This is a genomic window from Streptomyces hygroscopicus (assembly GCF_026168105.1).
Taxonomy (GTDB): domain Bacteria; phylum Actinomycetota; class Actinomycetes; order Streptomycetales; family Streptomycetaceae; genus Streptomyces; species Streptomyces hygroscopicus_D.
The window spans coordinates 142,938-167,850 of sequence record NZ_LBMW01000013.1 but is presented as its reverse complement, the minus strand read 5'-3'; the positions used below and the strand labels follow the sequence as shown (position 1 = coordinate 167,850).

At 71.8% G+C, this 24,913-nt stretch carries 19 protein-coding genes; 8 read left to right on the top strand and 11 right to left on the bottom strand.

Features of this window, described 5'->3' with window-relative positions; all coding sequences use genetic code 11:
• Positions 1–392 precede the first annotated feature (392 nt).
• The 6 genes from AAW14_RS15760 to AAW14_RS15735 form a co-directional block, all read right to left on the bottom strand.
• Positions 393–1,370: a cation diffusion facilitator family transporter gene (locus AAW14_RS15760; protein WP_265564366.1), complete on the bottom strand. Its 978-nt coding sequence runs from the start codon at positions 1,368–1,370 to the stop codon at positions 393–395.
• Between the two features lie 166 nt (positions 1,371–1,536).
• A complete protein-coding gene (gene manA, locus AAW14_RS15755; protein WP_265564364.1) occupies positions 1,537–2,688 on the bottom strand; it encodes a mannose-6-phosphate isomerase, class I in 1,152 nt (383 codons plus the stop codon).
• 62 nt (positions 2,689–2,750) lie between these two features.
• Positions 2,751–3,878 carry an SIS domain-containing protein gene (locus tag AAW14_RS15750; protein ID WP_265564362.1) on the bottom strand — a complete coding sequence of 376 codons (1,128 nt, stop codon included), beginning with the start codon at positions 3,876–3,878 and terminating at the stop codon, positions 2,751–2,753.
• Positions 3,879–3,906: 28 nt separating this feature from the next.
• Entirely contained in the window at positions 3,907–4,077 is a 171-nt protein-coding gene (locus AAW14_RS15745; protein WP_079102319.1) for a Trm112 family protein, read from the bottom strand.
• 149 nt (positions 4,078–4,226) lie between these two features.
• Positions 4,227–5,591, bottom strand: coding sequence for a phosphomannomutase/phosphoglucomutase (locus AAW14_RS15740; RefSeq protein WP_265564359.1), 1,365 nt, complete (start codon positions 5,589–5,591; stop codon positions 4,227–4,229).
• A 158-nt stretch (positions 5,592–5,749) separates the two neighbouring features.
• Complete coding sequence (locus AAW14_RS15735; protein ID WP_265564357.1) at positions 5,750–6,124, bottom strand: DUF3499 domain-containing protein; 375 nt, start codon at positions 6,122–6,124, stop codon at positions 5,750–5,752.
• A gap of 391 nt (positions 6,125–6,515) precedes the next feature.
• On the opposite strand from AAW14_RS15735, the gene AAW14_RS15730 reads away from it, so the two are divergent.
• Positions 6,516–6,965 (top strand): metallopeptidase family protein, encoded by a 450-nt coding sequence (locus AAW14_RS15730; RefSeq protein ID WP_265564355.1) that lies wholly within the window; start codon positions 6,516–6,518, stop codon positions 6,963–6,965.
• A gap of 28 nt (positions 6,966–6,993) precedes the next feature.
• Here the strand turns inward: AAW14_RS15730 and AAW14_RS15725 are convergent, their stop codons facing one another.
• The 3 genes from AAW14_RS15725 to AAW14_RS15715 all read right to left on the bottom strand — a co-directional run bounded on the left by AAW14_RS15725 (position 6,994) and on the right by AAW14_RS15715 (position 12,774).
• The gene (locus AAW14_RS15725; RefSeq protein ID WP_265564353.1) at positions 6,994–8,547 is read right to left on the bottom strand and encodes a DUF5719 family protein; all 1,554 of its coding nucleotides are present in this window, start codon (positions 8,545–8,547) and stop codon (positions 6,994–6,996) included.
• Entirely contained in the window at positions 8,544–12,248 is a 3,705-nt protein-coding gene (locus AAW14_RS15720; protein ID WP_265564350.1) for a glycosyltransferase family 2 protein, read from the bottom strand. The genes AAW14_RS15725 and AAW14_RS15720 overlap by 4 nt, the downstream gene beginning before the upstream one ends.
• 262 nt (positions 12,249–12,510) lie before the next feature.
• Positions 12,511–12,774, bottom strand: coding sequence for a WhiB family transcriptional regulator (locus tag AAW14_RS15715; RefSeq protein ID WP_003975777.1), 264 nt, complete (start codon positions 12,772–12,774; stop codon positions 12,511–12,513).
• 698 nt (positions 12,775–13,472) lie between these two features.
• Here AAW14_RS15715 and AAW14_RS15710 point away from each other — a divergent pair.
• From AAW14_RS15710 to AAW14_RS15695, 4 genes are all read left to right on the top strand, one after another.
• Complete coding sequence (locus AAW14_RS15710) at positions 13,473–13,979, top strand: cysteine dioxygenase (RefSeq protein ID WP_265564348.1); 507 nt, start codon at positions 13,473–13,475, stop codon at positions 13,977–13,979.
• A gap of 161 nt (positions 13,980–14,140) precedes the next feature.
• Complete coding sequence (gene cofD, locus AAW14_RS15705; RefSeq protein ID WP_265564346.1) at positions 14,141–15,124, top strand: 2-phospho-L-lactate transferase; 984 nt, start codon at positions 14,141–14,143, stop codon at positions 15,122–15,124.
• Positions 15,121–16,572, top strand: a complete 1,452-nt coding sequence (locus tag AAW14_RS15700) for a coenzyme F420-0:L-glutamate ligase (protein ID WP_416223305.1) — start codon at positions 15,121–15,123, stop codon at positions 16,570–16,572. The genes cofD and AAW14_RS15700 overlap by 4 nt, the downstream gene beginning before the upstream one ends.
• A gap of 102 nt (positions 16,573–16,674) precedes the next feature.
• A complete protein-coding gene (locus tag AAW14_RS15695) occupies positions 16,675–17,676 on the top strand; it encodes a DNA-3-methyladenine glycosylase family protein (protein WP_265564344.1) in 1,002 nt (333 codons plus the stop codon).
• Positions 17,677–17,800: 124 nt separating this feature from the next.
• Here AAW14_RS15695 and AAW14_RS15690 read toward each other — a convergent pair whose 3' ends face one another.
• Together AAW14_RS15690 and AAW14_RS15685 are read right to left on the bottom strand one after the other, a co-directional pair.
• Positions 17,801–18,883 (bottom strand): nucleotidyltransferase family protein, encoded by a 1,083-nt coding sequence (locus tag AAW14_RS15690; protein WP_265564342.1) that lies wholly within the window; start codon positions 18,881–18,883, stop codon positions 17,801–17,803.
• Between the two features lie 276 nt (positions 18,884–19,159).
• Positions 19,160–20,536 (bottom strand): peptidoglycan recognition protein, encoded by a 1,377-nt coding sequence (locus AAW14_RS15685; protein WP_265564340.1) that lies wholly within the window; start codon positions 20,534–20,536, stop codon positions 19,160–19,162.
• A gap of 138 nt (positions 20,537–20,674) precedes the next feature.
• Between AAW14_RS15685 and AAW14_RS15680 the strand changes: the two genes are divergently transcribed.
• The 3 genes from AAW14_RS15680 to AAW14_RS15670 all read left to right on the top strand — a co-directional run bounded on the left by AAW14_RS15680 (position 20,675) and on the right by AAW14_RS15670 (position 24,791).
• On the top strand, positions 20,675–21,430 hold the full coding sequence (locus tag AAW14_RS15680) for a TIGR03089 family protein (protein ID WP_265564338.1): 756 nt from the start codon (positions 20,675–20,677) through the stop codon (positions 21,428–21,430).
• Between the two features lie 129 nt (positions 21,431–21,559).
• Complete coding sequence (locus AAW14_RS15675) at positions 21,560–22,807, top strand: LCP family protein (protein ID WP_265564336.1); 1,248 nt, start codon at positions 21,560–21,562, stop codon at positions 22,805–22,807.
• A gap of 238 nt (positions 22,808–23,045) precedes the next feature.
• On the top strand, positions 23,046–24,791 hold the full coding sequence (locus tag AAW14_RS15670; RefSeq protein WP_265564334.1) for an LCP family protein: 1,746 nt from the start codon (positions 23,046–23,048) through the stop codon (positions 24,789–24,791).
• The last annotated feature ends 122 nt before the right edge of the window (positions 24,792–24,913 follow it).

Here is a 24,913-nt window from a genome sequence, read left to right as displayed (position 1 = left end):
CGGCCGAACTCGGCCAGGGAGAGGTCGGCGACCTTGAAGTCCTGTCGGTTCTCGACAGTCGTCATTGCGAGCTGCTCCTCGGATTCGGGTCGAGGTGGGTACGGCTGGTCTGCGCGGCGGAGGGCACCGAGGTGCCCGAAAGAGGGCACACAGGCATGCCCACGTGCGCGCAGCGCAGTCCGTCGGAGGCCCTCTCTCCCTCGGTCGGCCCGCGTGGGCCGCCCGACCGCCATCAGCAGCGACGTCTGGCTCCGTCCCAAGCTACACCGGAGGACCCAGCCGCCCCCAGTCCGCCTGCGTACACATTGCGCCGATCACGGGGCGGGGAACGGAACCGGCACAGAACACCCAGGGGTGCCGCGCCCTCGATCTCGCCCTGCCGGGCACGGGGCTCAGTGTCCGGTGGTCCGGGGCGGGCCTCCGGGCGTCGCCTCGGGGTCCGGGCCCTTGGCCGCCTCGGCCTCGCTGTAGATGTCCGGTTCCAGGTAGATGACGCGGGCGATCGGGACGGCGGCACGAATGCGGGCCTCGGCGGCGTTGATCGCGGCGGCGACCTGCGCGGCCGTGTCGTCGTGCCGGACAGCGATCTTGGCGGCGATCAGCAGTTCCTCGGGGCCGAGGTGGAGGGTGCGCATGTGGATGATGCCGGTGACCGTCTCGTCGTCGACGACGGCCGCCTCGATCTTCTTGACGTCCTCGAGGCCCGCGGCCTCACCCAGGAGCAGGGACTTGGTCTCGGCGGCGAGGACGAGGGCGATCAGGACGAGGAGCGCGCCGATGCAGACGGTGCCGATGCCGTCCCAGATGCCGTCGCCGGTGAGCAGCGAGAGGCCGACGCCGCCGAGCGCGAGGACCAGGCCGATGAGCGCGCCGAAGTCCTCCAGGAGGACGACCGGCAGCTCTGGCGCCTTGGCGTGGCGGATGAACTGCGCCCAGGACAGCGTGCCGCGCAGTTCGTCGGACTCCTTGATGGCGGTGCGGAACGAGAAGCCCTCGGCGATGATCGCGAAGACGAGCACGCCCACGGGCCAGTACCAGTTCTCCAGTTGGTGGGGGTGCTGGATCTTCTCGTAGCCCTCGTAGATGGCGAACATGCCGCCGACCGAGAAGAGGACGATCGAGACGAGGAAGGCGTAGATGAAACGTTCGCGGCCGTAGCCGAACGGATGCTGCGGGGTCGCCTCGCGCTGGGCGCGCTTGCCTCCGATCAGCAGCAGGAACTGGTTGCCGGAGTCCGCGAGCGAGTGGACGCCTTCGGCGAGCATCGACGAGGAACCGCTGAAGGCGAACGCCACGAACTTCGATGCCGCGATCGCGAGGTTGGCGCCGAGTGCCGCCACGATCGCCCTGGTGCCGCCTGACGCGCTCATGTGTTCGCGTTGTCCCTTCGTACGCCGTTCCCGAACCCGGTCGTATGCCGTGCGGCCAGGTCCGGGCCTTTGCCCGCCCTTTGCCGGTGGGCCATTGTTGCAGCCCGGTACGACGGCGCCGCGGCGGGCCGGTTGAGCGGTCCGCCGCGGTCGGCAGGAGACCGGATCAGACGACGACCGTGGCCCGGAAGACCGTGCCGGGGCCGGACACTTCGGCCTTTTCGTCCGCCGGTACGAAGACCGACTCACCGGGTCCGAGGACGTATTCCCCGGCGCGTACGGAACCCGCGGTGCACAGCAGGATCTGCGGGGTCGTGAGCGTCAGGTCGTGCGGGGCGGCGCCCTCCGGGAGGACGTAACGGGACAGGCGGAACTCGTCGATGGGGGTCTCGTAGACCTCCTCGCCGTCGGGCGACGCCTCCGGACGCAGGACCCCGGGGTCGCCCGCCTCGAAACGGACGACGCGCAGCAGCTCGGGGACGTCGACGTGCTTGGGGGTCAGGCCGCAGCGCAGGACGTTGTCGGAGTTGGCCATGATCTCGACGCCGAGGCCGTTCAGATAGGCGTGCGGGACACCGGCGCCGAGGAAGAGGGCTTCGCCGGGCTGGAGTCGGACGTGGTTGAGCAGCATGGCGGCGATCACGCCGGGGTCGCCGGGGAAGTGGTGGGCGAGCTCGGCGTACGGGGCGTACACGCCGCCGAGGCGCTCGCAGGCGGCCGCGGCCTCGGCGACCGTGCCGGCCATGTCCTCGCGGTCGGCGCTCAAAATCGCGGTGAGGACCTCGCGCAGGGCGGCCTCTTCCGGGTGTGCGCGCAGCAGGTCGACGTACGGCTTGAGGGAGTCGACGTCGAGACCCGCGAGCTGTTCGGCCGCGGCGTCGGGCGCGCGGAAGCCGCACAGCCCCTCGAACTCGGTGAGAGCGCAGATCAGTTCGGGCTTGTGGTTGGCGTCCTTGTAGTTGCGGTGGGGCGCGTCGATCGGGATGCCTCGGAACTCCTCGTCGGCGTAGCCCTCCTTGGCCTGGTCCAGGTTGGGGTGCACCTGGAGGGAGAGCGGGGCGCCGGCAGCGAGGATCTTCAGCAGGAAGGGCAGCCGGGGTCCGAACTTGGCGACGGTGTGCTTCCCCAGCTCTTGTTCCGGTGCTTCTTCGATCACCTCGTCGAGGGGACCGCGCGGGGTGCGCGAGGGTGCGCCCGGGTGGGCGCCCATCCACATCTCGGCCTGTGGCTGACCGTTCGGCTCCACGCCGAGGAGGCCGGGGATGGCGGTGGTGGAACCCCAGGCATAGGGACGGATGGTGTTGTCGAGGCGATCCATGGGTGTCTTTCTCCGTATGTACGCTGCTCGGCGGGCCGCGGGTCAGGGGCCGTGAGCCCAGATCAGGCCCCCGAGGCAAGCGCCACGTAAACAGCGGCGAAATCCGTGATGGCGATCAGTTCTGCGAGGGTCTCCAGTTCGCCGCCGTCCTCAGGTTCGAGTTCGCTGATCGCGGTGTCGTGGCTAAGGGCCAGATCGCGTGCGGCGGGAGCCGCGCTCAGGCCGCCGATCGGGCGGTCGCGCAGCAGCACCACCCGCGCGTGGAGGGCCTGTGCCTCCTCGACGCGGTCCCGGAAGAAGTCGTCGGGGTCGGCACCGGCGGCGAGCGCGCCGGACAGCAGAACGCTGTGCGAGGCGAGCGCCTCGGGCAGTTGCCCGGTGAGCGCGGGGCGGCCGGCCAACTCGGCGAGCGCGGCGGCGAAGCGTCGGCCGGCCGGTGCGGCGGAGACACCCTCCGTCCAGATCACCGGGAGCGACTCGGCCAGCTCGGCGGCGAGGTTCTTTGCGGGGTTGCTGTAGGTCGCGATGGCCGGCCCGCAGCGCTCGGCGACCTGGTCGAGGCGGTCGGCGACCTTCTCCAGGATGTCGGGCGGCGCGGAGAGCAGCCCGGTGCGGTCGAGGAGGGCGAGCAGCGGGGTGAGCAGGGCCCACAGGACACCGGGGGCGGCCGCGGTGAGGGGTTCCTCCTGCTCGTAGGGGGCAGTGGCCATCGGGACGAACAGGCCGTGGGCACCGACCACCGAGTCCGTGATCGGGGAGCGGTCGGGGGCCACGGCGACGACGGTGCAGCCGCGACGGTAGGCCTGGTCGACCAGGAGGGCCAGGCCCGGTTCGGTGCCGTCCGGTGTGGCGATCAGCAGCAGGTCGACGGGGCCCGCCCAGCCGGGCAGTTCCCAGCGCAGGGCGCCCGCGGCCGGTGCGACACCGGTGGGGTGGATGCGGCTGACCGGGCAGGCGACGCCCGCGAGGGTATCGAGCAGTTCGGCGACGCCCACGGAGGCGGTGCCGGGGCCGGCGATGAGGACGGCGCGGGGGCGGCCGTCGGGCTTCAGGTCGTTGATCCCTGCCTCCGCGGCGTGCCGCACGGCGGTGCGGACCCGGGCGCCGGCCTCGGCGGCGCCTCGGAGCAGTGCGCGGCGGTCGGCGCGCGCCAGCGCCTCGGGGTCGTCGAGCAGCGATTCGTCGAGCATGGGCGGCAGCCTCCGATCGCCGGGTCCGTTACGCGGGGCGGCGGGCCTCGTCGACGAGCAGGACCGGGATGCCGTCCCGAACGGGGTAGGCGAGGCCGCAGTCCTGGCCCGTGCAGACCAGCTCGCTCTCCTCCTCCTTGAGCGGGGCGTGGCACGCCGGGCAGGCGAGGATCTCGAGGAGGCCGGCTTCGAGCGGCATGAGGGGTCCCTTCGGGGCGGGTGCGCTTGGCCTGGTCAGAGTACCGCCGCGGCGGGCGGCGTGCGGGGGTTGGGCAAGGCACGGCTCCCCCTCCTCAGTGCTCGCCCCACGGGGTTCGCGGGGGAGAAGGGGAGCCGTGCCGCGCGGGGTCAGGCGCGGATGATCGCCAGTACCTCGTCCCGGATCTTCGCCATGGTCGCCTCGTCCCTCGCCTCCGCGTTCAGCCGGAGGAGGGGCTCGGTGTTGGAGGGGCGGACGTTGAACCACCAGTCGGCGGACGAGACCGTCAGGCCGTCCAGCTCGTCCAGTTCGACGCCGTCACGGCCCTCGTACGCCGACTTGATCGCGGCGAGGCGACCCTTCTGGTCGTCGACCGTGGAGTTGATCTCGCCGGAGCCCACATAGCGGTCGTACTCGGCGACCAGTTGGGACAGCGGGCCCTCCTGGCCGCCGAGGGCCGCCAGGACGTGGAGGGCGGCCAGCATGCCCGTGTCGGCGTTCCAGAAGTCCTTGAAGTAGTAGTGCGCGGAGTGCTCCCCGCCGAAGATCGCTCCGGTACGCGCCATCTCGGCCTTGATGAAGGAGTGGCCCACGCGCGTGCGCTCCGGCGTACCGCCGTGCTCCCGTACGACCTCGGGCACCGACCACGACGTGATCAGGTTGTGGATGATCGTGCCCTTCCCGCCGTGCTTGGCGAGCTCGCGGGCCGCGACCAGCGCCGTGATCGCGGACGGCGAGACCGGGTCGCCGTGCTCGTCGACGACGAAGCAGCGGTCGGCGTCGCCGTCGAAGGCGATACCGATGTCGGCACCCTCCTCGCGCACCCGCCGCTGCAGGTCGACGATGTTCTTCGGGTCGAGCGGGTTCGCCTCGTGGTTCGGGAACGTGCCGTCCAGCTCGAAGTACATCGGGACCAGGTCGATCGGCAGCCCCGCGAAGACGGTCGGCACGGTGTGCCCGCCCATGCCGTTGCCCGCGTCGACGACGACTTTCAGGGGGCGGATGGACGTCAGATCGACGAGGGAGCGCAGGTATGCGGCGTAGTCGTCCAGCGTCTCCCGCTGCGTGATCGTTCCCGGCGTCGGAACGGGCTCCGGCGCGCCCGACTCCAGCCACTGCTCGGCCAGCGCGCGGATCTCGGCGAGGCCCGTGTCCTGGCCGACCGGGGCCGCGCCCGCCCGGCACATCTTGATGCCGTTGTACTGCGCGGGGTTGTGCGAGGCGGTGAACATCGCGCCCGGCAGGTCGAACGCGCCCGACGCGTAGTACAGCTGGTCCGTCGAACACAGGCCGATCTCGGTGACATCGACGCCGCGTCCGGCCGCCCCGCGCGCGAAGGCACCCGACAGTCCCGGGGACGAGGGCCGCATGTCATGGCCGATCACGATCGCGTCCGCGCCGGTCACCTGAGCGAAGGCCGCGCCGAAGAGTTCGGCGAGCGGCTCGTCCCACTGGTCCGGGACAACCCCGCGCACGTCGTACGCCTTCACGATCTGTGACAGATCAGCAGTCACGGCCAAACCCTCCTGAGGTCTCAACGATGACCCCAAACTACCTGCTGGGACTCATGCCCTGCGGTGGCTCGGGTGGGCTGGGCGGACAGTTCCCACGGAGTTCATACCGGGATCAGCTGTCCGGTGAGCGCGGGATCAGTTGACGGTGAGCGCCGGGATCAGTTGTCCGGTGAGCGCAGCACCCGCAGATGACCACGGCGGGCGACCTCCATCGGGTCCGCCGTACGAGCGCCGCCGCCCGCCTCCGCGGCCCGCTGCTGGGGGCGGGCCGCCTCGCGGACCGCGTTGGCGAGCGCTTCGAGGTCGTCGCCGCTGGGGCGCGCGGGAGCCGAGCCGTCCAGGAGCCGGACGACCTCCCAGCCACGCGGCGCGGTCAGGCGCTCGGAGTGTTCGGCGCACAGGTCGTAGCAGTGGGGTTCGGCGTAGGTGGCGAGCGGGCCGAGGACCGCGGTCGAGTCGGCGTAGACGTACGTCAGCGTCGCGACGGCGGGTCGGCCGCAAGCGGTGCGCGAACAGCGACGTACAGGGCTCACGACGTTGGACGGTACCGCACTCTTGAGCGGGCCGCGACGACTCTCCCCCAGGTCACTCCACCGTGTCGTGCTGTGAAACGCCCCACACGCCCCTTCCGGCGCGCCTCAGTGACCTGCATCGACTCCCTCGGCGGAGAAACCGGACGGCGCTGAAACCGGTCACCACTTGGTACAAACCTCGTCAATTTTCTTGATGCCGACGGTCTCGGAGACATACCGAATCGAGCCCAAGCTTGGCTGGAATGGTCATCCTGTGACATGCCGTACGGCCTCGGTGCCCTGTCCAACCGGCCCGCCCCCCGGCGGGCCGGTTGGACAGGGGGCGGCGTGAGGGTGCGCTGCCGCGTGGACCCGGGCACGGGACCCCGGCGAGGACTACGCTTCGTCAGTGATGGACACCCCCGTACCGCCCCGCGCAGCCGCACCCGGGCCCCGCCGCCGTGACCGCCACGGCAGAGGCATGCGCGGCCCCGTCGCACCGCCTCAGGTGCCGCTCTCCGCGAGCCGTGCCGAGGTGTTCGCGGATCTGGTGCAGGACTCCGTGGAACGACTCGAGCGGCGCTGGCCGCAGCTCGCCGACATCGACTTCCTGGTGCTGGAGGTGCCCCGCCTCGACGGCCCCGGCGCGGGCTGGAACGACGAGGCCGTGCCCCTGGGGGGCACGATCCCGGCCGCCGACGGCCGCCGGGCACGGGTCGTCGTCTACCGCCGCCCGGTCGAGATCCGCACGAAGAGCCGTGACGAGCGGGCCGCTCTGGTCCACGAGGTGGTCGTGGAGCAGGTGGCGGAGCTGCTGGGGCTCACCCCGGAGACGGTGGATCCGCGCTACGGCGAGGACTGATCGCCGGAGGCCGGAGCGCCCCTGGCCGTCACTTCTTCAGCAGCACCGACAGATCCTGGCCCGCCTCCGGCACCGCGACCGTGCCCCGGTCGTCCGGGAGAGTCTGCACCGTGAACGCCGGTACGCCCTCGCTGGTCGTCTCGAGGGTGCGGGCGGCGTAGACGGGTCCTCCCGAGACCGGCTCCACGGTGAGCGCGTACGCGCCCTTGAGTCCGCTCGGCACGGGCGCGTCCACGTCCTGCGTCGTACCGCCCTTGAGCGTGTACTGCTTCGTCACCGCCGTGCCGCCCTCGCTGCCCGCGGACGCGGTGACCTTGACCGTGGCCGTGCCGCCCGGGGCGCTCAGTGCGAGCGTCGTGCCCTTGGCGGTGTTGCCCGCGACCGAGGCGCGCGCGGACACCGGCGCGGTGGCCGGGATGAACGCCGTCTCCTGTTTGTCGCCCTTGCCGCGCACCACCCGCAGTGCGGCGACCACCGGGACCGGGCTGCCGTTGGGCGTCAGCACCAGGGAGCCCGCCTCTCCGCGCGTGACGTCGCCGAGGTCGAGGGCGGTGGTCATGCCGGACTTCACGTGCAGCGTCTCGTTCCCGGCCGGGGTGATCTGCCCGGACGACGAGGACAGGCGCACCTTGAGGTCGGCGTCGGCGTCGCCCGGCACGAAGGCGACCAGGCGGACGTCCGAGGCGTCCTTGGGGATGCCGGGCATCACCAGGGAGCCCGCGGGGTCCGTGGAGGCCGCCAGCCAGTCGCCGCCCAGCTTGTCGTCGAGGGCCTGTACGGCGGCGGCGACGCGGCCGCTGCGGACGCCGACGTGGACCGTGAGGTCGGCCTCCTGTGCGTTGGTGAGGGTGGACAGCAGAACGGGCTCGCTGGAGTGCGGCTGGACGGTGATGCCCTCGCCGACCGTCGACTTGAGGTTGCCGTCCTTGCCGTACAGCTCGATGTCGACGACCGCGGCGGAGTCGTCGGGGTTGGTGAGGTGCACATAGTCAGTGCGGGACGCGACGGTGCTGGCGCCCGGGAACCAGAACTCGGTGTCCGGGGCGGTGCAGTTGGTGCCGAGCAGCCCGCGGCCGCTGCCCGCGGCGACCTGGGTCGTCTCCTGGACCGTCCAGCCGGGCGCGAACCGGCCCGTGGCGGTGCCGACGAGCGCGGGCGTGTCGGCACCGGAGCTGTCCCCGGTGACCGGCGTGCCGGGCTCCTTGGGGGTCAGGGTCGGTGCGTTGGACTGGGTCTTGGTGCTCTTGCCGCTCTTACTGGTCTTGCCGCCCTTTCCGGAACCCGACCCCGAGCCGGATGCCGGCCCCGAGCCGTCCGCCGACTGCGCGGTCGCCGCGGTCAGTTCGGCCTTGCCGCTGCCGCCGACGCCCTGCGCGACGGGCGTGAAGGACGTGTACGAGGTCTCGGCGATGTCGGAGGTGCTCGGCTCGGGGCACAGCAGCCGGGTCTGCTCCACGGGCAGCCGGGCGGCAGTCCTGGCGGTGTCGCCGCCGGACGCTGCCGGGGCGGTGAGGGCCGCGAATCCGGTGACGGCGGCGAGCGCGGTCGCGCCGGCGATCAGGGACAGGGTCGTGCGGTTCACTGCTGGCTCCCGTCGGGGCGCTCACTGTCGGTGCCATGTGCCGGGTCGTACGGCGTGGCGTAGCCCTGGGTGTACGTCGGGTCGTAGGGCGCCGTGTTCCCGTAGGCGTACGGGTCGTACTGGGCGCCCTGGTAGGGGTCGGCCTGGTACGGGTGCTGCTCGTACGTGCCCTGCTCGTAGGTGCCCTGCGGGTACTGCTGCGCACCCGGGTACTGCTCGGCTCCGTACGTGCCGTACTCGGTGCCCGCGTAGCCCGCCGTGTCCCACTCGCCGTAGGACGGCTGCTGCGGGACGGCAGCGGGGGCGGGGGTCTCCTGCGGAGGAGGAGGCGTCTCGTCCTGGGCGGCCTCCGCGTCCTGGGCGGTCTCCGCCTGGGCGCGCAGACGGCGGGCCCTGCGGCCCTCGCCGGTGGTGTCCTGCGCGGGCACGGACCGCTCCTCGGGCAGGTCGTCGTCGATGTCCCGGCGGCGCCCGGGCAGGGCGAGCACCACGAGCACGACAGCGAGCGCGCCCTGCGCCCACAGCCAGGCGGTGTGGCCGAGCGGCGCCTCGTACGTGACGTTCAACCTGCCGCCGGAGGCAGGCAGTTGGAAGCCCTGCGCCCAGCCGTCGACCGTGGTCCGGGTGAGCGGTGTGCCGTCCAGGGTGGCGGTCCAGCCCGGCTCCGCGGTGTCGGCGATCCGCAGGATGCGGCCCGCGCCGCCGGAGGGGATGGTGGTGTGGATGTCGACGGGTCCTGCCGGGACGGGCTGCGGTGCGGCGGAGCCGGTGACGATCGCGGCGCGGGAGACCTGCCGGTCCACCCGCCACAGGGCGCTGCCGTCCTGCTGGCTGAGCCGGGTCAGACCGGGCGTGGCGTCCAGGACGCGGCCCATCTCGCGGGGCGCGCCCTTGCGGACGAGTACGTAGCGCACGGCGAAGCCGCCGAGTTCGTCGGCCTGGTCGGCGCCGGAACCCGCCACCAGGTTGGCGACGACCTTGTCGAGCTGCTTGTTGCCGCCGCCCGCGGCGAGTTCGCCGTCGCCGAGCCGGGCGCCGGAGCCGCGGACCAGGGTGTAGCCCACACGCGCGCTGGAGTCGCTGTCCAGGACGAGGGTGCGGGCCTGGTCGCTGGTGCCGCCCTCCTCGGCGACGAACGCCGGCACCTGCACCGGGTCGCGCCGCTCCACGGGCCCGTCGGCGCCGCGGATCATCCATCCGGCGGCGATGAGCAGCGGCCCGGCCGCGGAGGCGAACGCGATGAGCGCGGCGACCGGCTGGCGCCAGCCGAAGCTCTGCTCGGCCACGCGTGTGCGTGCGCCGTCCGCTCCGATCGCGGCGGCGGCCAGCAGCGCGAGGCCGTAGACGAGGGTCGCGGGTCCGGCCCAGGTGGAACCGTTGGACAGAACCGCGAAGACGAGCGCCACCAGGGCCACCGCCCATGCCGTCCAGATGCCTCCCCGGCGCTCGGTGCGCATCAGGGCGGCCAGCGCGGCGAGCACGATGCCGAGCAGCATCAGCCCGCTGACGGTGCCGGGGCCGCCCGGGCTCGCGCCGAGCAGGTCGGAGGCCGAGGCCGCGCTCTTGCCGTAGGCGAGACCGGCCTCCTTGAAGAAGCCGAAGGGCAGCAGCGACAGCGACCAGGGGGCCAGCATCAGCAGCGGCGTGCCCAACTGGGCGAGGAAGCGCAGCCCGTGGGCGACGACGTCGTTCCTGCGCACCCCGAGCAACGCCAGGCCGAGGACCAGGGCGATCGGCCAGACGACGGGTGTGAACGCGGTGGTGATCGTGAGCAGGAGGGCGTACGCCCAGCTCGCGCGCCAGCTGCCGCGGGCGCCGGACCGGTGGGCGAGTCCGCCGGCTGCTATCGCCGCGCGCGCCATGAGCGGCAGCAGGACCGCGAGGACCGCCGTGCCGATGCGTCCGCCGGCGAGGGCGCCGGTGGCGGCGGGCAGAAACGCGTACGCGACGGACGCCCACGCGCGCAGCAGCCGCGACTCGACGAGCGGACGCGAGGCGAAGTACGCGGTGAATCCGGCGAGCGGCACCGAGCACACGAGCAGCACCGTGACCGCGAGTCCGGTGGAGCCGAACAGGATCGCGGCGAGCAGGGCGACGAGCGCGATGTAGGGCGGCGCGGAGTGCGTGCCCCCCGCGCCCACCGGATGCCAGGCGTCGAGATACCGCGACCACAGCTCGGAGGAGTCGGCGGGCGCGGGCAGCAGCGCGCCGCCCGCGAGCGCGCCACCGCCGAGCAGACCGCGGCAGGCGACGAGCGAGACGAGCAGGAGGACGACGAAGAGCATCGGTCCGGGCTTGCGGGCGATGCGCTTGAGCCGCGCGAACTGTTCGACCTCCAGGAAGTCGGCGTCGTCGCCGCCGGGTCCGGACTCCGTGGCGCCGCCGTGCCGGCCGGCCGAGGAGACCTCGGGGTCGGAGCGGCCCACCAGGTTGCTCGCGACCTGCTCGACGGTGGCCCGGACGGTCGCCCCGGGCGGCGGGAACAGCGGGCGCAGCTCGTCCTTTCCGGCCTGCGGACGGCCGCGCCTGCGTCGGCCTGCGATGATCCGCTCGGGCCGCAGCAGTGTTCCCAGCAGGCCTCGGATCTCGTCGAGGGCCTGTCCGGGCACCTTGCCGACGAGGTAGGCCAGTGTGCGCAGCAGGGTGCCGAACACCAGGCGGAGCAGGACCCACGGCAGCTGTGCCGTGCGGGCGTTGACGAGGAGGGTGTAGACGGCGCCCGCCTTGTCGACCTTGTGCGGGGAGGCCGCGGTACGGCCGACGCAGTCGACGGTGCGGCGCTCTCGGGAGGCCGCCTCGGCGTGCCGTACGACCGCATCAGGGGCGATGAGGACGCGGTGCCCGGCGGCCTGGGCGCGCCAGCACAGGTCGACGTCGTCGCGCATGAGCGGCAGGTGCCGGTCGAACCCGCCGAGCTGCTCGAAGACATCGCGGCGGACCAGCATGCCGGCCGTGGACACGGAGAGCACCGGACGCACATGGTCGTGCTGACCCTGGTCCTGTTCGCGGCGGTCCAGGCCGGTCCAGCGGCGGCCGGAGTTGGCGATGGTGACGCCGACCTCGAGGAGCTGCCGGCGGTCGTACCAGCCGCGGAGTTTGGGCCCTACGACGGCCACGTCGTCGCGGCCCAGCTCCAGTTCGTTCTCCACCACCCGCAGGAGCTGGGCCAGGGCGTCCGGTTCGGGGGCGCAGTCGTCGTGCAGGAGCCACAGCCACTGCACGGGCTCGCCGAACGGCAGCTCCGGCATGTCGTACGCCTCGTCCCGCCAGGTGCGGGTCACGGGGTCCCAGCCGCTGGGGCGCTTGAGGTAGGGCAGGTCGTCCGGGGTCAGCACGGCCGCGGCGCGGCCGGCCTCCTCGACGGCCTGGCCGAAACCGGTGCGCCGGGCGAGGTGCAGGACGCGGTCGGAGCCGAGGGCCTCGGTGAGCAGCTGGGCGGAGTCGTCGGCACTGCCGGTGTCGGCCGCCACGGCGTTCTGCACCGGACGCTCCTGGGCGAGCAGCCCTGCGACCGCGTCGGGCAGCCAGCGGGCGCCGTCGTGGGAGACGAGCACCGCGGTGACCACATGACGCGGAAACTCGGGTGGGCGGGTCGGATCGACCAGCGCCGAGCGGGTCGGATCGACCGGCGCTGGGCGCGTCGAGTCGAACGGCGTCGTGGCGGTGCCGTGTTGGACCGCGGAATGGCTGTGCTCGGACATCGAGGTACGGGCCCCGGTTCGCTGGACTGCGGTGGACGCCTGTGCCCGGGGAGGGCAACGGGGCGTCTCGGACGGAGGCCCACACTAACGGCTGGACAAGATCACGGCCCGCCGCCTGTGGACAACCTCCCCGCACCGGGCCGTTCGTTACGTGAGGATGTGCGCCTTTCCCGGCCTGCCGGACAGGTCGGCTGCCACGCACGCGTGCGACTGCTTGACGACGTCCTGGAAGACTCTTTTCGGACAGCGGTGCCTCGGGGTCTCAGACGGCAGCCTTCTTGAGGCGGCGGCGCTCGCGCTCGGACAGACCGCCCCAGATGCCGAACCGCTCGTCGTTGGCGAGGGCGTATTCAAGGCACTCCGAGCGGACCTCGCAGGCGAGGCAGACCTTCTTGGCCTCGCGGGTCGAGCCGCCCTTCTCAGGAAAGAAGGACTCGGGGTCGGTCTGGGCGCACAGCGCGCGCTCCTGCCAGCCGAGTTCCTCGTCCGCGTCGTCGACCAGCAGTTGCTGCACCAGCTCGGTCATGTGCGCCCCTCGTCAGTCTTTCGCGTCCCCGTGATGTAGCCGTAACCGATTTCGGCTTAACGACACGAGTGAAATTACAAGTGTGCCGATCCGGGCCAGTCAAGCCGAGATCTGCTATTGGGCCCCTTATTCACTCTGCGGAACCAAGGCTATGCGGAAAGTGTTCAAATCGGCATAAACCCGGACCCTCAGATGGGGTCACCACGGGCTCCTCATCCCTCACAGGCAAGGACGCCCAGACGTTCGATCCCGTTCCGGCACGAACGTCGAAGCGAACCGGATCACAGTCGGATCACGAGATCATAACGGCGTTCGCAGGCCCAGTGGTGGGCTCCATGTGTCCCTGACTCCCCGTGAACAAACCTTTCATCTGCCAGATGAACCGGATGAGGTGAAACACCTCCCGCATCCCGGACTCCAAGTTGACAGGGAAGGTGTGAACCGATGTCCTAGTGGGCATGCTCGCGTACTCGGCACTCACCTCGACCCGCCCCGCCGGGTCCCACGGTGCTGCCCGCGCTCGCTGTAGCTGTTGCTGTTCCGGCTGTTGAGCCTCCCCCAGCGCTCCGGCCGCCGCTGAGTCCACGCGACTCGGCCGTTGCTCCCTCCGCCCGCACCAGGGCCGCCGCCACGCCCGCGACCCGGGTGGACGACACGCGACACCCAGCCCCCTCTCCCGCCGAGGAACCACCGCACCCATGAACAGCGACAGCGACCTCCAGATCGCCGGCGACATCCTCGAAGTACCGCACCTGCTCCAGCCGCCGCGCGAGCACCCGGCCACGGTGGCCGAGTTCGCCGGGCTCGCCCGCTCCATCGCCGCCGACCGCTCCCGATGGGCCGACCTCGTGCGGTACGACGCGACGTCCCGCTGGTACCACCGGCTGCTCACCGGCCCCGGTTACGAGGTCTGGCTGCTGTCCTGGGTGCCCGGGCAGGGCAGCGGGCTGCACGACCACGGGCGCTCGTCCGGCGTACTCACCGTCCTGAACGGCGCACTGACCGAGCGCACGGAGCGCGGCACCCGCGCATTGGGTGCGGGGGCGCAACGGGTGTTCGCGCCGGGATATGTGCACGAAGTGGTGAACGACTCGCTGGAGCCGGCGGTGAGCCTGCACGTCTACTTCCCGGGCCTCACGGAGATGCCCATGCACGCGCGGGCCTGCGCGGCGGAGCGCGGCACGGCGGACACGGTCACCGCCTGAAGCCCGACGGCACCGGAGCGGGCACCGGACGGAAGCGGGAAACGTCGCGGCCCCGGCGGAATCGTGGCGGCCCCAAACGGAAACCCGGCGGCCCAAGTGGGAACGGCGGGCCGCCCCAACCCGCGCACACGCTGTCGTACCCGCCTGCAAGACTGGCTGCCATGCGCATTGTGGTTCTGGCAGGCGGCATCGGCGGTGCCCGGTTTCTGCGTGGTCTGAAGCGGGCCGTGCCCGACGCGGACATCACGGTCATCGGAAACACCGGAGACGACATCCACCTCTTCGGGCTGAAGGTCTGCCCGGACCTCGACACGGTGATGTACACGCTCGGCGACGGCATCAATGAGGAACAGGGCTGGGGCCGGGCCGACGAGACCTTCCACCTGAAGGAGGAGCTCGCGGCGTACGGCGTCGGACCGGACTGGTTCGGGCTCGGCGACCGCGACTTCGCGACGCACATCGTGCGGACGCAGATGCTGGGCGCGGGCTATCCGCTCAGCGCGGTCACCGAGGCGCTGTGCGACCGGTGGAAGCCGGGCGTGCGCCTCATCCCCATGTCGGACGACCGGGTCGAGACGCATGTCGCCGTCACCCTGCCCGACACCGGCTCCGCCGGGGGGTCCGGCGAGCGCAAGGTGATCCACTTCCAGGAGTACTGGGTGCGGCTGCGGGCCTCCGTCCCGGCCGAGGCCGTCGTGCCCGTCGGAGCCGAGCAGGCGAAGCCGGCACCGGGCGTCCTGGAGGCCATCGCCGAGGCGGACGTCGTGCTCTTCCCGCCGTCCAACCCGGTGGTGTCCGTGGGCACGATCCTCGCCGTGCCCGGCATCCGGGAGGCCATCGCGGACGCCGGGGTGCCGGTGGTGGGGCTCTCCCCCATCGTCGGTGACGCACCCGTGCGCGGCATGGCCGACAAGGTGCTCGCGGCGGTCGGTGTGGAGTCGACGGCCGCGGCGGTCGCCGAGCACTACGGCTCGGGGCTGCTGGACGGCTGGCTCGTCGACACGGTGGACGCGGCCGTGGTGGAGCGTGTCGAGGCCGCGGGGATCCGCTGCCGCGCCGTGCCGCTGATGATGACGGATCTGGAGGCGACGGTCCGGATGGCCCGGGAGGCGCTGGCGCTGGCGGAGGAGGTGCGGGCGTCTTGAGCGGATTTCCCCCGGAGGAACCGGAGGGCGGCACGGGGCACGGCGCGGCACACGCGTGCGCGCCCGAGCCGGACGGGACGGGCGGCGGACCGGGTGGCCGGCTTCCGTCCGGCGGAGCGCGGACGGCGTACGAAGGCGCGGACGACCGCACACCTCCCGGGTACCGGGTCTGGGCCCTCCCCGGCCTGCCCGAGGTGCGTCCCGGAGACGACATCGCCAAGCTGATCACCGCCTGCGACCCCGGACTCGTCGACGGGGACGTACTGCTCGTCACCTCGAAGATCGTGTCCAAGGCCGAGGGGCGTGTCATCCGGGCGGACGACCGGGAGGCCGCGATAGACGCGGAAACCGTGCGGGTCGTGGCCCGGCGCGGACCGCTGAGGATCGTCGAGAACCGGCAGGGGCTCATCATGGCCGCGGCCGGGGTCGACGCATCCAACACCCCCTTGGGGACGGTGCTGTTGCTGCCCGAGGACCCCGACGCCTCCGCGCGGGCGATCCGGGAAGGGCTGCGGGACACGCTCGGCGTCGAGGTCGCCGTGATCGTCACGGACACCTTCGGGCGGCCTTGGCGCACCGGGTTGACCGATGTCGCCATCGGCGCCGCGGGCGTCCGTGTCCTCGACGACCTGCGCGGCGGTACGGACACGTACGGCAGTCCGCTGAGCGCGACCGTCGTCGCCACCGCCGACGAACTCGCCGCCGCCGGCGACCTGGTAAAGGGCAAGGCCGCCGGACTGCCCGTCGCGGTCGTACGCGGGCTGCCCCATGTGGTGACCGGGGACGACGGCGAGGGGGCGCGAGCCATGGTGCGCGGCGCGCGCGACGACATGTTCCGGCTGGGCACCTCCGAGGCGATCCGGGAGGCGGTGAGCCAGCGGCGCACGGTGCGGGCGTTCACCGACGAGCCCGTCGACCCCGGTGCGGTACGGCGCGCGGTGGCCGCCGCCGTGACCGCGCCCGCGCCGCACCACACGACGCCCTGGCGGTTCGTGCTCCTGGAATCGGAGGAGTCACGGACGAAGCTGCTGGACGCGATGCGGGATGCCTGGATCTCGGACCTGCGGCGGGACGGCAGGACGGAGGAGTCGATCGCGAAGCGGGTCCGGCGCGGGGACGTGCTGCGCAACGCGCCGTACCTTGTCGTCCCCTGCATGGTCATGGACGGCTCCCACACCTACGGCGACGCACGGCGGGACGCGGCGGAGCGGGAGATGTTCGTGGTCGCCACGGGGGCGGGTGTGCAGAACCTCCTCGTGGCGCTTGCCGGCGAGCGGCTGGGCTCCGCATGGGTGTCGTCGACGATGTTCTGCCGGGCAGTCGTCCGCGAGGTGCTGGGGCTGCCGGAGAACTGGGAGCCGATGGGGGCGGTGGCCGTCGGCCATCCGGCCGAGGAGCCCCGGCCCCGGCCCGGGCGGGACACGGAGGCGTTCATCGAGGTGCGCTGAGCACGACGCGAAGCGCGGGGTCTCCGCCCCGGCGCCCACGCCCTCTACTCTCATAAGACATCCCCTCCCATAAGACATCCCCATCATCTTCAGGACTCATCCGTGGCCGGACGCTTCCCTTCCCGCCCCACCACCACGACCCTGCGCGGTGGGGATGTCGTCGTGCCCACGGGCGTGCCGCGGCAGGCCGTGGCGCCGGGACGGCGGCGCATCTGGACCCCGCCCGGACCGCTGGACCTCGGGCTGGTGCTCGGACCGCTGCGGCGCGGACCCGCGGACCCCACGTTCCGGACGACGCCGGACGGGTCGGTGTGGCGCGCCAGTCGGACGCCGATGGGGGCGGGCACCCTTCGGGTCGCGCTGCGGGGCGGGGTCGCAGAGGCGGAGGCCTGGGGGCCCGGCGCCGAGTGGCTGCTGGAACAACTGCCCGAGATGCTGGGCGTGTTGGACGACCCCGCTGTGTTCGAGCCGCGGCACCGGCTGGTCGCGCTGACGCAGCGGCGACGGCAGGGGCTGCGGTTGACGCGGACGGGACTGGTGCTGGAGTCGCTCATTCCTTCGGTCCTGGAACAGAAGGTCACGACGGACGAGGCGTACCGGGCGTGGCGGCTGCTCGTACGGAAGTTCGGGGAGCCGGCGCCGGGGCCCGCGCCGGGGCGGCTGCATGTCATGCCGGCCCCGCGGACGTGGGCGCTGATTCCGTCGTGGGAGTGGCACCTGGCCGGGGTCGACGACAAGCGGGCGTCGACGATCCTGCGGGCGGTGCGGGTCGCCGCGCGGCTGGAGCAGGCGGTGGGGATGGAGCCCGCGGAGGCGCAGGCGCGGCTCGAGGTGGTACCGGGCATCGGACCCTGGACCTCCGCGGAGACCGTGCAGCGCAGTCATGGGGCGGCGGACGCGGTGACCGTGGGAGATCTGCATCTGCCGGGGATCGTGGGCTACGCGCTGGCCGGGGACCGGAACGCGGACGACTCCGTGATGCTGGCCCTGCTGGAGCCGTACGCGGGGCAGCGGCACCGGGCGGCACGACTGATCCTGTTGAGCGGCTGCGCACCGCCGCGGCGCGCCCCGCGGATGCGGCGCGGGGACATCGGGCGGTTGTAAGTCAGGCGGTCGCGCCCGGGCCCGGCTTCAGCGGCAACGGCCGCATCGCCGGGTGCCCCTCGGTGAGGGGCACCCGGCGATGCGGTCGAGCGAGCCCGCAGTGGTCTCCGGTCCGAGCCGGGTCCTACTGGTCCGACGAGAAGCGCACCGCGCCCGCCGGGATCCGTGCATCGCACCAGACCCGGACTCCGGCACGCAGTTCGTTGTCCGCGCCGACCACCGCGCCGTCGCCGATGACCGCGCCCGTCAGGATCGACCGCTCGCCGATGCGGGAGCGGGCACCGATAAGGGAGTCGGTGATGACCGCGCCCGGCTCCACGACCGCGCCGGCGAGCAGCGTGCTGCCGGAGATCCGGGCACCCTCGCCGACGAACGCGCCGTCGCCGACGACAGTGCCCCCTGTCAGCTTCGCATCGGTGGCGACCGATGCCGTCGGCAGGATGAGGCGGTCGCCGCAGCGGCCGGGCACCGCCGGGGAGGGAGCGCGCCCCAGGACCAGGTCCGCCGAGCCGCGCACGAAGGCCGCCGGGGTGCCCAGGTCCAGCCAGTAGGTGGAGTCGACCATGCCCTGCAGATGGGCCCCGGCCGCAAGGAGGTCCGGGAAGGTCTCCCTCTCGACCGAGACCGGACGGCCCAGCGGGATGGTGTCGATCACGGAGCGGCGGAAGACGTACGCCCCGGCGTTGATCTGGTCGGTGACGATTTCCTCGGGGGTCTGCGGCTTCTCCAGGAACGCCGTCACCCGGCCCGTCTCGTCCGTGGGGACCAGACCGTACGCCCTCGGGTCCGTCACCTTGGTGAGGTGGAGGGAGACATCCGCCCCCGTCGACTCGTGGGTGCGGACGAGTGCACGGATGTCCAGGCCCGTGAGGATGTCGCCGTTGAAGATCAGAACCGGGTCGTCGGGGCCCGAGTGGAGGCGGCTCGCCACATTGCGGATGGCGCCGCCCGTACCGAGGGGCTCTTCCTCCGTCACGTACTCCAGTTGCAGGCCGAGGGCCGAGCCGTCACCGAAGTACGGCTCGAAGACCTCGGCCAGATAGGAGGTGGCGAGCACGATGTGCTCCACTCCCGCCGCACGCGCCCGCGCGAGCTGGTGTGTGAGGAAGGGCACCCCGGCCGCCGGGACCATGGGCTTCGGGGTGTGCACCGTGAGCGGGCGCAGCCGGGTGCCTCTGCCGCCGACCAGGAGGATCGCTTCTGTCACCTGTCGTCTCTGCTTCCTGCCGGGACCGGCCGAACTGTCAATCGGTCGGCCAGTCTATGCAGACCGTGTTATGAGGACCGCTAAGGGCGTTATGAGGACCGTTAGAGGTGCCTTCGATGACAGCGGGGTGTCCTTCGACGGCCGGTGGGGTTGGCCCTGCACACCTTCGTGCGAATGAACTCGTACGGCGTCCTGCGGTCGTCGTCGGTGTGATGCCGGTCACCGTACGACGTCATGCGGGTTGGTTCGAGTGACGTCGCGCGGCAGCCCCTCTTCTCAGCGACCCTGCAAGCGGGCCGCGGAAGAGCGGACCGAGCCGAGTTTGCCGTACAGCTGCTTTCCGGGACAGTCGGTGGCGTACCCGTCGCGATGACCGGAGATCACGTTGAGTTGTACGTTCTCACCCTTCGGGAACAGATTGCCACCGGCGGACTCCAGGTATGTCGTGCCGCGCGGGTCCATGCCGTGAAGGCCGAGTTTCCATGCGGTGAGTTGAGCGAGGGCCGTCACGGAAGCGGCCGACGGCTGGGTGCCGCTGAAGCTGCCGATGACGGCGACCCCCGTGCTGTTGGAGTTGAACCCCAGCGTATGGGCGCCCATCACGGGCTTTTCCACGCCCCCCGCACGCCCCTCGTAGATGTTTCCGCACTTGTCGACGAGGAAGTTGTAGCCGATGTCCCGCCAGCCGTTGCTCACGACGTGGTAGCGGTAGATACCACGGATGACGGAAGGTGCCTCCGCGCAGTCATAGCTGTTGCCGGTCGCCGTGTGATGCACGAAGGCCACCTTCACGCTGTCCGTGTAGAGGAAATCCGGTTCGCGCAAACTCTCGTCGGCGCCCCAGCCGGCGCGCGTCACGATGGTCGGGCGCGGGGCGGTGTACGGCGTCATGCTCCCCGGGCCCGCCCCCAGCGCCTCTTCTCTCCTCGTCTCCGACGTCTCCCTCGCCGTCTCCTTGGGCACGGCCGGGATCACCGGGCCGCCCAGGGACGCAAGGGCGCCCTCGACGGCGGACGCGGCTGTTCCCGCACCCTGCGCGATACCGCCCGCGTCCGCGTCCGGCATCCCTTCCAGAGCGCCGGTGTACGCGCCCCGTCTCGGGGCGTCCGCCTGCGTCTCGGCACCCGGGTCGACCAGGTCGACCCGGAGGCCGTTGGGGAGCGCGGGCGCACGGGTCTCACCGGCGTGCGCCTCCTCCGGGCGCACCCGCACCTCCACGCCGTCCGAGTCGCCGACCCACAACGGGTCCGTCGAGCCGCGCATCCGCTCCGAACGGCCTTCCGCGGTCGCCGGATCGGGGCCGTGGCCGGATTGGTGGGTCTCGAGATCCTGCCAGCCGGACCACCGGTTCGTGCCGGCCGCCCGTGTACGGACCTGGACGCTGCCGTGCAGTTCGGTGCCCGGGTCGTCCCAGACGACACCGACCAGCGAGAAGGAACGTACGGTCCGGGGGGTCAGCCCCTCTTCGGACACCGTCCCGGTGGTGCGGTTGCGCTTGAGGGGTACGAGGGGGAAGGACTGGGTGCTGCCGGGGACCGCCGCGGACGAGGGACCCCGCACACCAGGGCCGGCCGCAGCGGCCGGGAAGACGCAGGGCAGGGTCAGTACGGCCGCGCAGGCGAGGCCGATCGAGGAAGCAAGGTATTTACGCATGCCCCTGATCTTGGACAAAGTCAGACATATATGTCCATCGGGGAATTGACGGACCGTCGGCTGCGCTCGGCCGAACCGGTGGCCCGTCACCCGCCCGCCGGTCCGCCCGGACAGCCGCTCCCGCGTACGCTTGCGCGCGTGAACGCCACCGACCGCACCCCTGCCGACCTGCTGCGTTCCGCGCTCGCCGCGGACCCCGCGCGCCCCTTGGTGACCTTCTACGACGACGCCACGGGTGAACGCGTCGAACTCTCCGTGGCCACCTTCGCCAATTGGGTGGCCAAGACGGCCAACCTCCTCCAGGGCGACCTCGCGGCCGAGCCCGGCGACCGGGTCGCCCTGCTGCTGCCCGCCCACTGGCAGACGGCGGTGTGGCTGCTCGCGTGTTCGTCCGTCGGCGCCGTCGCGGACCTCGGCGGCGACCCGGGCGCCGCCGACATCGTCGTCAGCGGGCCCGACTCCCTCGACGCGGCACGGGCCTGCGCCGGGGAGCGCGTCGCCCTCGCCCTGCGCCCCCTCGGCGGCCGCTTCCCGCAGACACCGGACGGCTTCGTCGACTACGCGGTCGAGGTGCCGAGCCAGGGTGACCGCTTCCAGCCGTACGCGCCCGTCGACCCGGAGGAGCCGGCGCTGATCGTCGCCGGGGCGGAGCACACGGGCGCGGAGGTGGTGGAGCAGGCGCGCGCGGACGCGCCCGACCTCGGTCTGACGGGGCCCGGGTCACGGCTGCTGTCCGGGCTGCCGTACGACACATGGGAGGGGGTGAGCGCCGGGTTGTACGCACCGCTGGCCACGGGGGGCTCGGTGGTGCTCTGCCGGCATCTGGAGCAGCTGGGCGAGGACGCGCTGGCCAAGCGGATCGAGAGCGAGCGGGTGACGGCCACGGCCCGCTGAGAAGCCGCCGGGGGTGCGGGCTGCGCATTCCCCCGTTCGGACCAGCACCAGCCGCCCCCGGCCCCCGCCCCGGGCCATGGTCGTAAGAGCCAGACACGCTCGTACGCCGCAAGGGGGTGGACCCGCGCAGTGACATCCGAAGGCGCCCCGCGCTCCCTCGGCCCCGCCTCCAGCGGCCCCGGGCCGACGCCTCGTCGGCGTCGGCGCTGGGTGCGCCGCTGCGCGCTCGCACTCGCCGTGCTCGTCTGCGGGGCCGCCGGAGCGGGCTGGGCCGCGTACGAGAAGCTGAACGGAAACATCACCGCGGACAACGACGCGGCCTCCGAACTCGCCCGGTACGAGAAGGAGCGGCCCACGGCGCTCGTGCGCGACGCGCAGAACATCCTGATCATCGGGTCCGACTCGCGGTCGGGCCACGGGAACGGCCAGTACGGGCGCGATTCCGGCACCGAGCGCTCCGACACCACGATCCTGCTGCACCTCGCGGCCGACCGGCGCAGCGCCACCGCGGTCTCCGTCCCCCGCGACCTCATGGCGAACGTGCCCGGCTGCCACCGGCACGACGGCAGCCGCACCCCGCCCGCGTTCACGATGTTCAACTACGCCTTCGCGGCCGGCGGCTCGGCCTGCACGATCCGGACCCTCGAGAAGCTGACGAACATCCGGATCGACCACCACATGGTCGTCGACTTCAACGGCTTCAAGAAGATGGTCGACGCGCTCGACGGCGTCCGGGTGTGCCTGAAGCAGCCGATCGACGACAGGGCCGCCAAGCTGAAGCTGCCCGCGGGCAGGGTGACGCTCAACGGCGAAGAGGCACTCGGCTACGTACGCGCCCGCAAGAGCCTCGGCGACGGCAGCGACACCGAGCGGATGGAGCGCCAGCAGCGCTTTCTCGGCGCACTGGTCAGCAAGGTGCGCAGCAATGACGTCCTGCTGAATCCCGTGAAGCTGTATCCCGTGCTGGACGCCGCCACTTCGTCCCTCATCACTGACCCGGCTCTGGCCAGCCTGCGCGGACTCTACGAACTCGTGCGCGGATTGCGGAACCTTCCCACGGAACATGTGCAGTTCCTGACGGTCCCGCGCACGCCGTACCCGAACAACACCAATCGCGACCAGCTCGTGCAACCCGCCGCGGAGAAACTCTTCGAACGGCTGCGGCTGGACCAGCCCGTCGAGGTCACCAGGGAAGTTCCGGACGATTCGGCGACAAAAACGAGCAACACGGCACCGACTCCCGGTTACGGCGAGGAGTCGCACGGCGACGGAAAGTCCCGGGGAAAGCAGCCCGTGAGTCCCGGCGGCGCCGCCCGGGCAACCGAACCGCCGCCGACTTTCCACGGGAACACGGCCGCGCAGGACCTCTGCAGGTAAAGCAACCGTCAAGACGGCGAACATTCGAGCTAAGAACTCCCTGAGAAATAGGGCGGATTGCCCAGTTGTAGGGGAGTGGAATTTGTCACCGCCGTGGCCTGGCGCTGAACTGGGCGGATAGTGTGAGCGATCCGGTGCCACGCCCATCAGGTCCGTCCTGGGTCGCGCACTGGTTGCACAGACCCGAGCGCCTCGAGGGGGAAGGCGCCGCGTGGCCCCGACGGAGGATCGGACAACCGTGGACGCGCAAGGCCGTGGGCGGGCGGACAACATCGACCCCGCAGATCAGTGGGTACTCAACCCGGACACCGGCGAATACGAACTGCGACTGGCCCCTTCCGCAGCGCAGTCGGCCGTGCCGAGACCGCGGCGGGGGGCTCCCGCCCGCGGCAAGGGACCGGGCACGCCCAAAACGCCCGCTCCGCGGGGACCCGCTCCGGAGGAATTGGCTTCGGACACCCTCCCGGGGCAGCGCCGCCGCCGGGGAACGCCCGAGGAGCCGCTGCCGGGACGGCGCCGTGGCCGGACGAAGCCCAGGAAGGGCAAGGCGAAGAAGGTCCTGCTGTGGACCGGCGGTGGCATGGCGTTCGTGCTGGTCGCGGTCACGGCGGCCGGCTACCTCTACATCAAGCACCTCGAGGGCAACGTCACGACGACGGACGTCGGCAGCGCGGGCAAGAAGGGCTTCAGCAAGAACGAGGCCTTCAACATCCTGATCATCGGTACCGACAAGCGCACCGGCAAGGGCAACACCGGTTACGGCGACACCGGCAGCGTCGGGCACGCCGACACCGACATCCTGCTGCACGTGGCCAAGGACCGGTCGAACGCGACCGCGCTGAGCATCCCGCGCGACCTGATCGTCAACATCCCGGACTGCCCCACGAAGCAGCCCGACGGCACGACCAAGGTCATCCCCGGCACGCGGAACGTCCGCTTCAACACGAGCCTCGGCCAGGACGGCCGCGACCCGGGCTGCACGATGCGCACGGTCAAGGAAGTCACCGGGATCGCCCCGGACCACTTCATGATGGCGGACTTCAACGCGGTGAAGACGCTGACGAGCGCGGTGGGCGGCGTAGAGGTCTGCGTGGGCAAGCCGGTCAACGACAAGGAGTCGCACCTCAAGCTACCCAAGGGCAAGTCGGTGATCGAGGGTGAGCAGGCTCTGGCCTTCGTGCGCACCCGGCACAGTTTCGGCAACCAGGGCGACCTGGACCGGATCAAGGTGCAGCAGCAGTTCCTGGGCGCGCTGGCCCGCAAGATGACCTCCAGCGACACCCTCACCGACCCCGGCAAGCTGCTGGACCTCGCGGAGGCCGCCACCAAGGCGCTCACCGTCGACACCGGCATCGGCAGCGTGAGCACGCTCAAGGATGTCGCCCTCGAGCTGAAGAAGGTGCCGCCGAAGAACATCACCTTCACCACGGTTCCGGTCCTCGACAATCCCGCCGAGAGGGTCAAGGCGACGGTCGTCCTCAACGAGCAGCCGGCCCAGCAGCTCTTCCAGATGATCAACGACGACGTCTCACTGTCCGCGGTCAAGCAGAAGCAGAAGCAGGAGAGCGCCGCCGTGGCCGCCCGCCTCAAGGGCTCCCGCTCGGCCGCGTCCGACATCCGCGTCGACATCTACAACGGCGGCGCCCCGGCCGGCAGCGCACAGGAAACTCTCAGCTGGCTGCAGAACAATCAGGGCGTGGAGAAGTCCAGCCAACTCGGCAACGCGGGCAAGACCCTCGGCAGGACGACCATCGCGTACTCCCCCGACCAGGCCGATCAGGCACGCAAGCTGGCGGACCTCATGGGATTGCCCGCGTCGGCCCTGCAGCCGGGCACGAGCGAGAAGAACGCCCAGGGTCTGCCCGCGATCGTGCTGACCCTCGGCAAGGACTTCAAGGGGGCCGGAGTGTCCCTGACCGCGCCCACGAAGGCGCCGGCGGACCTCCAGAAGGCCACCGCGGACAAGCAAGTGTGCTCGACGTGATGACCTGACGGGTTCGTTGTGCGTCTAACAGGACGCAGGCCGCGCCCGGCGGCTGTACATCCCGCCGGGCGCGTCGAGCGTCCAACTGGACGCGCAACAGATCCGGCGGGCGCGAGGGACGC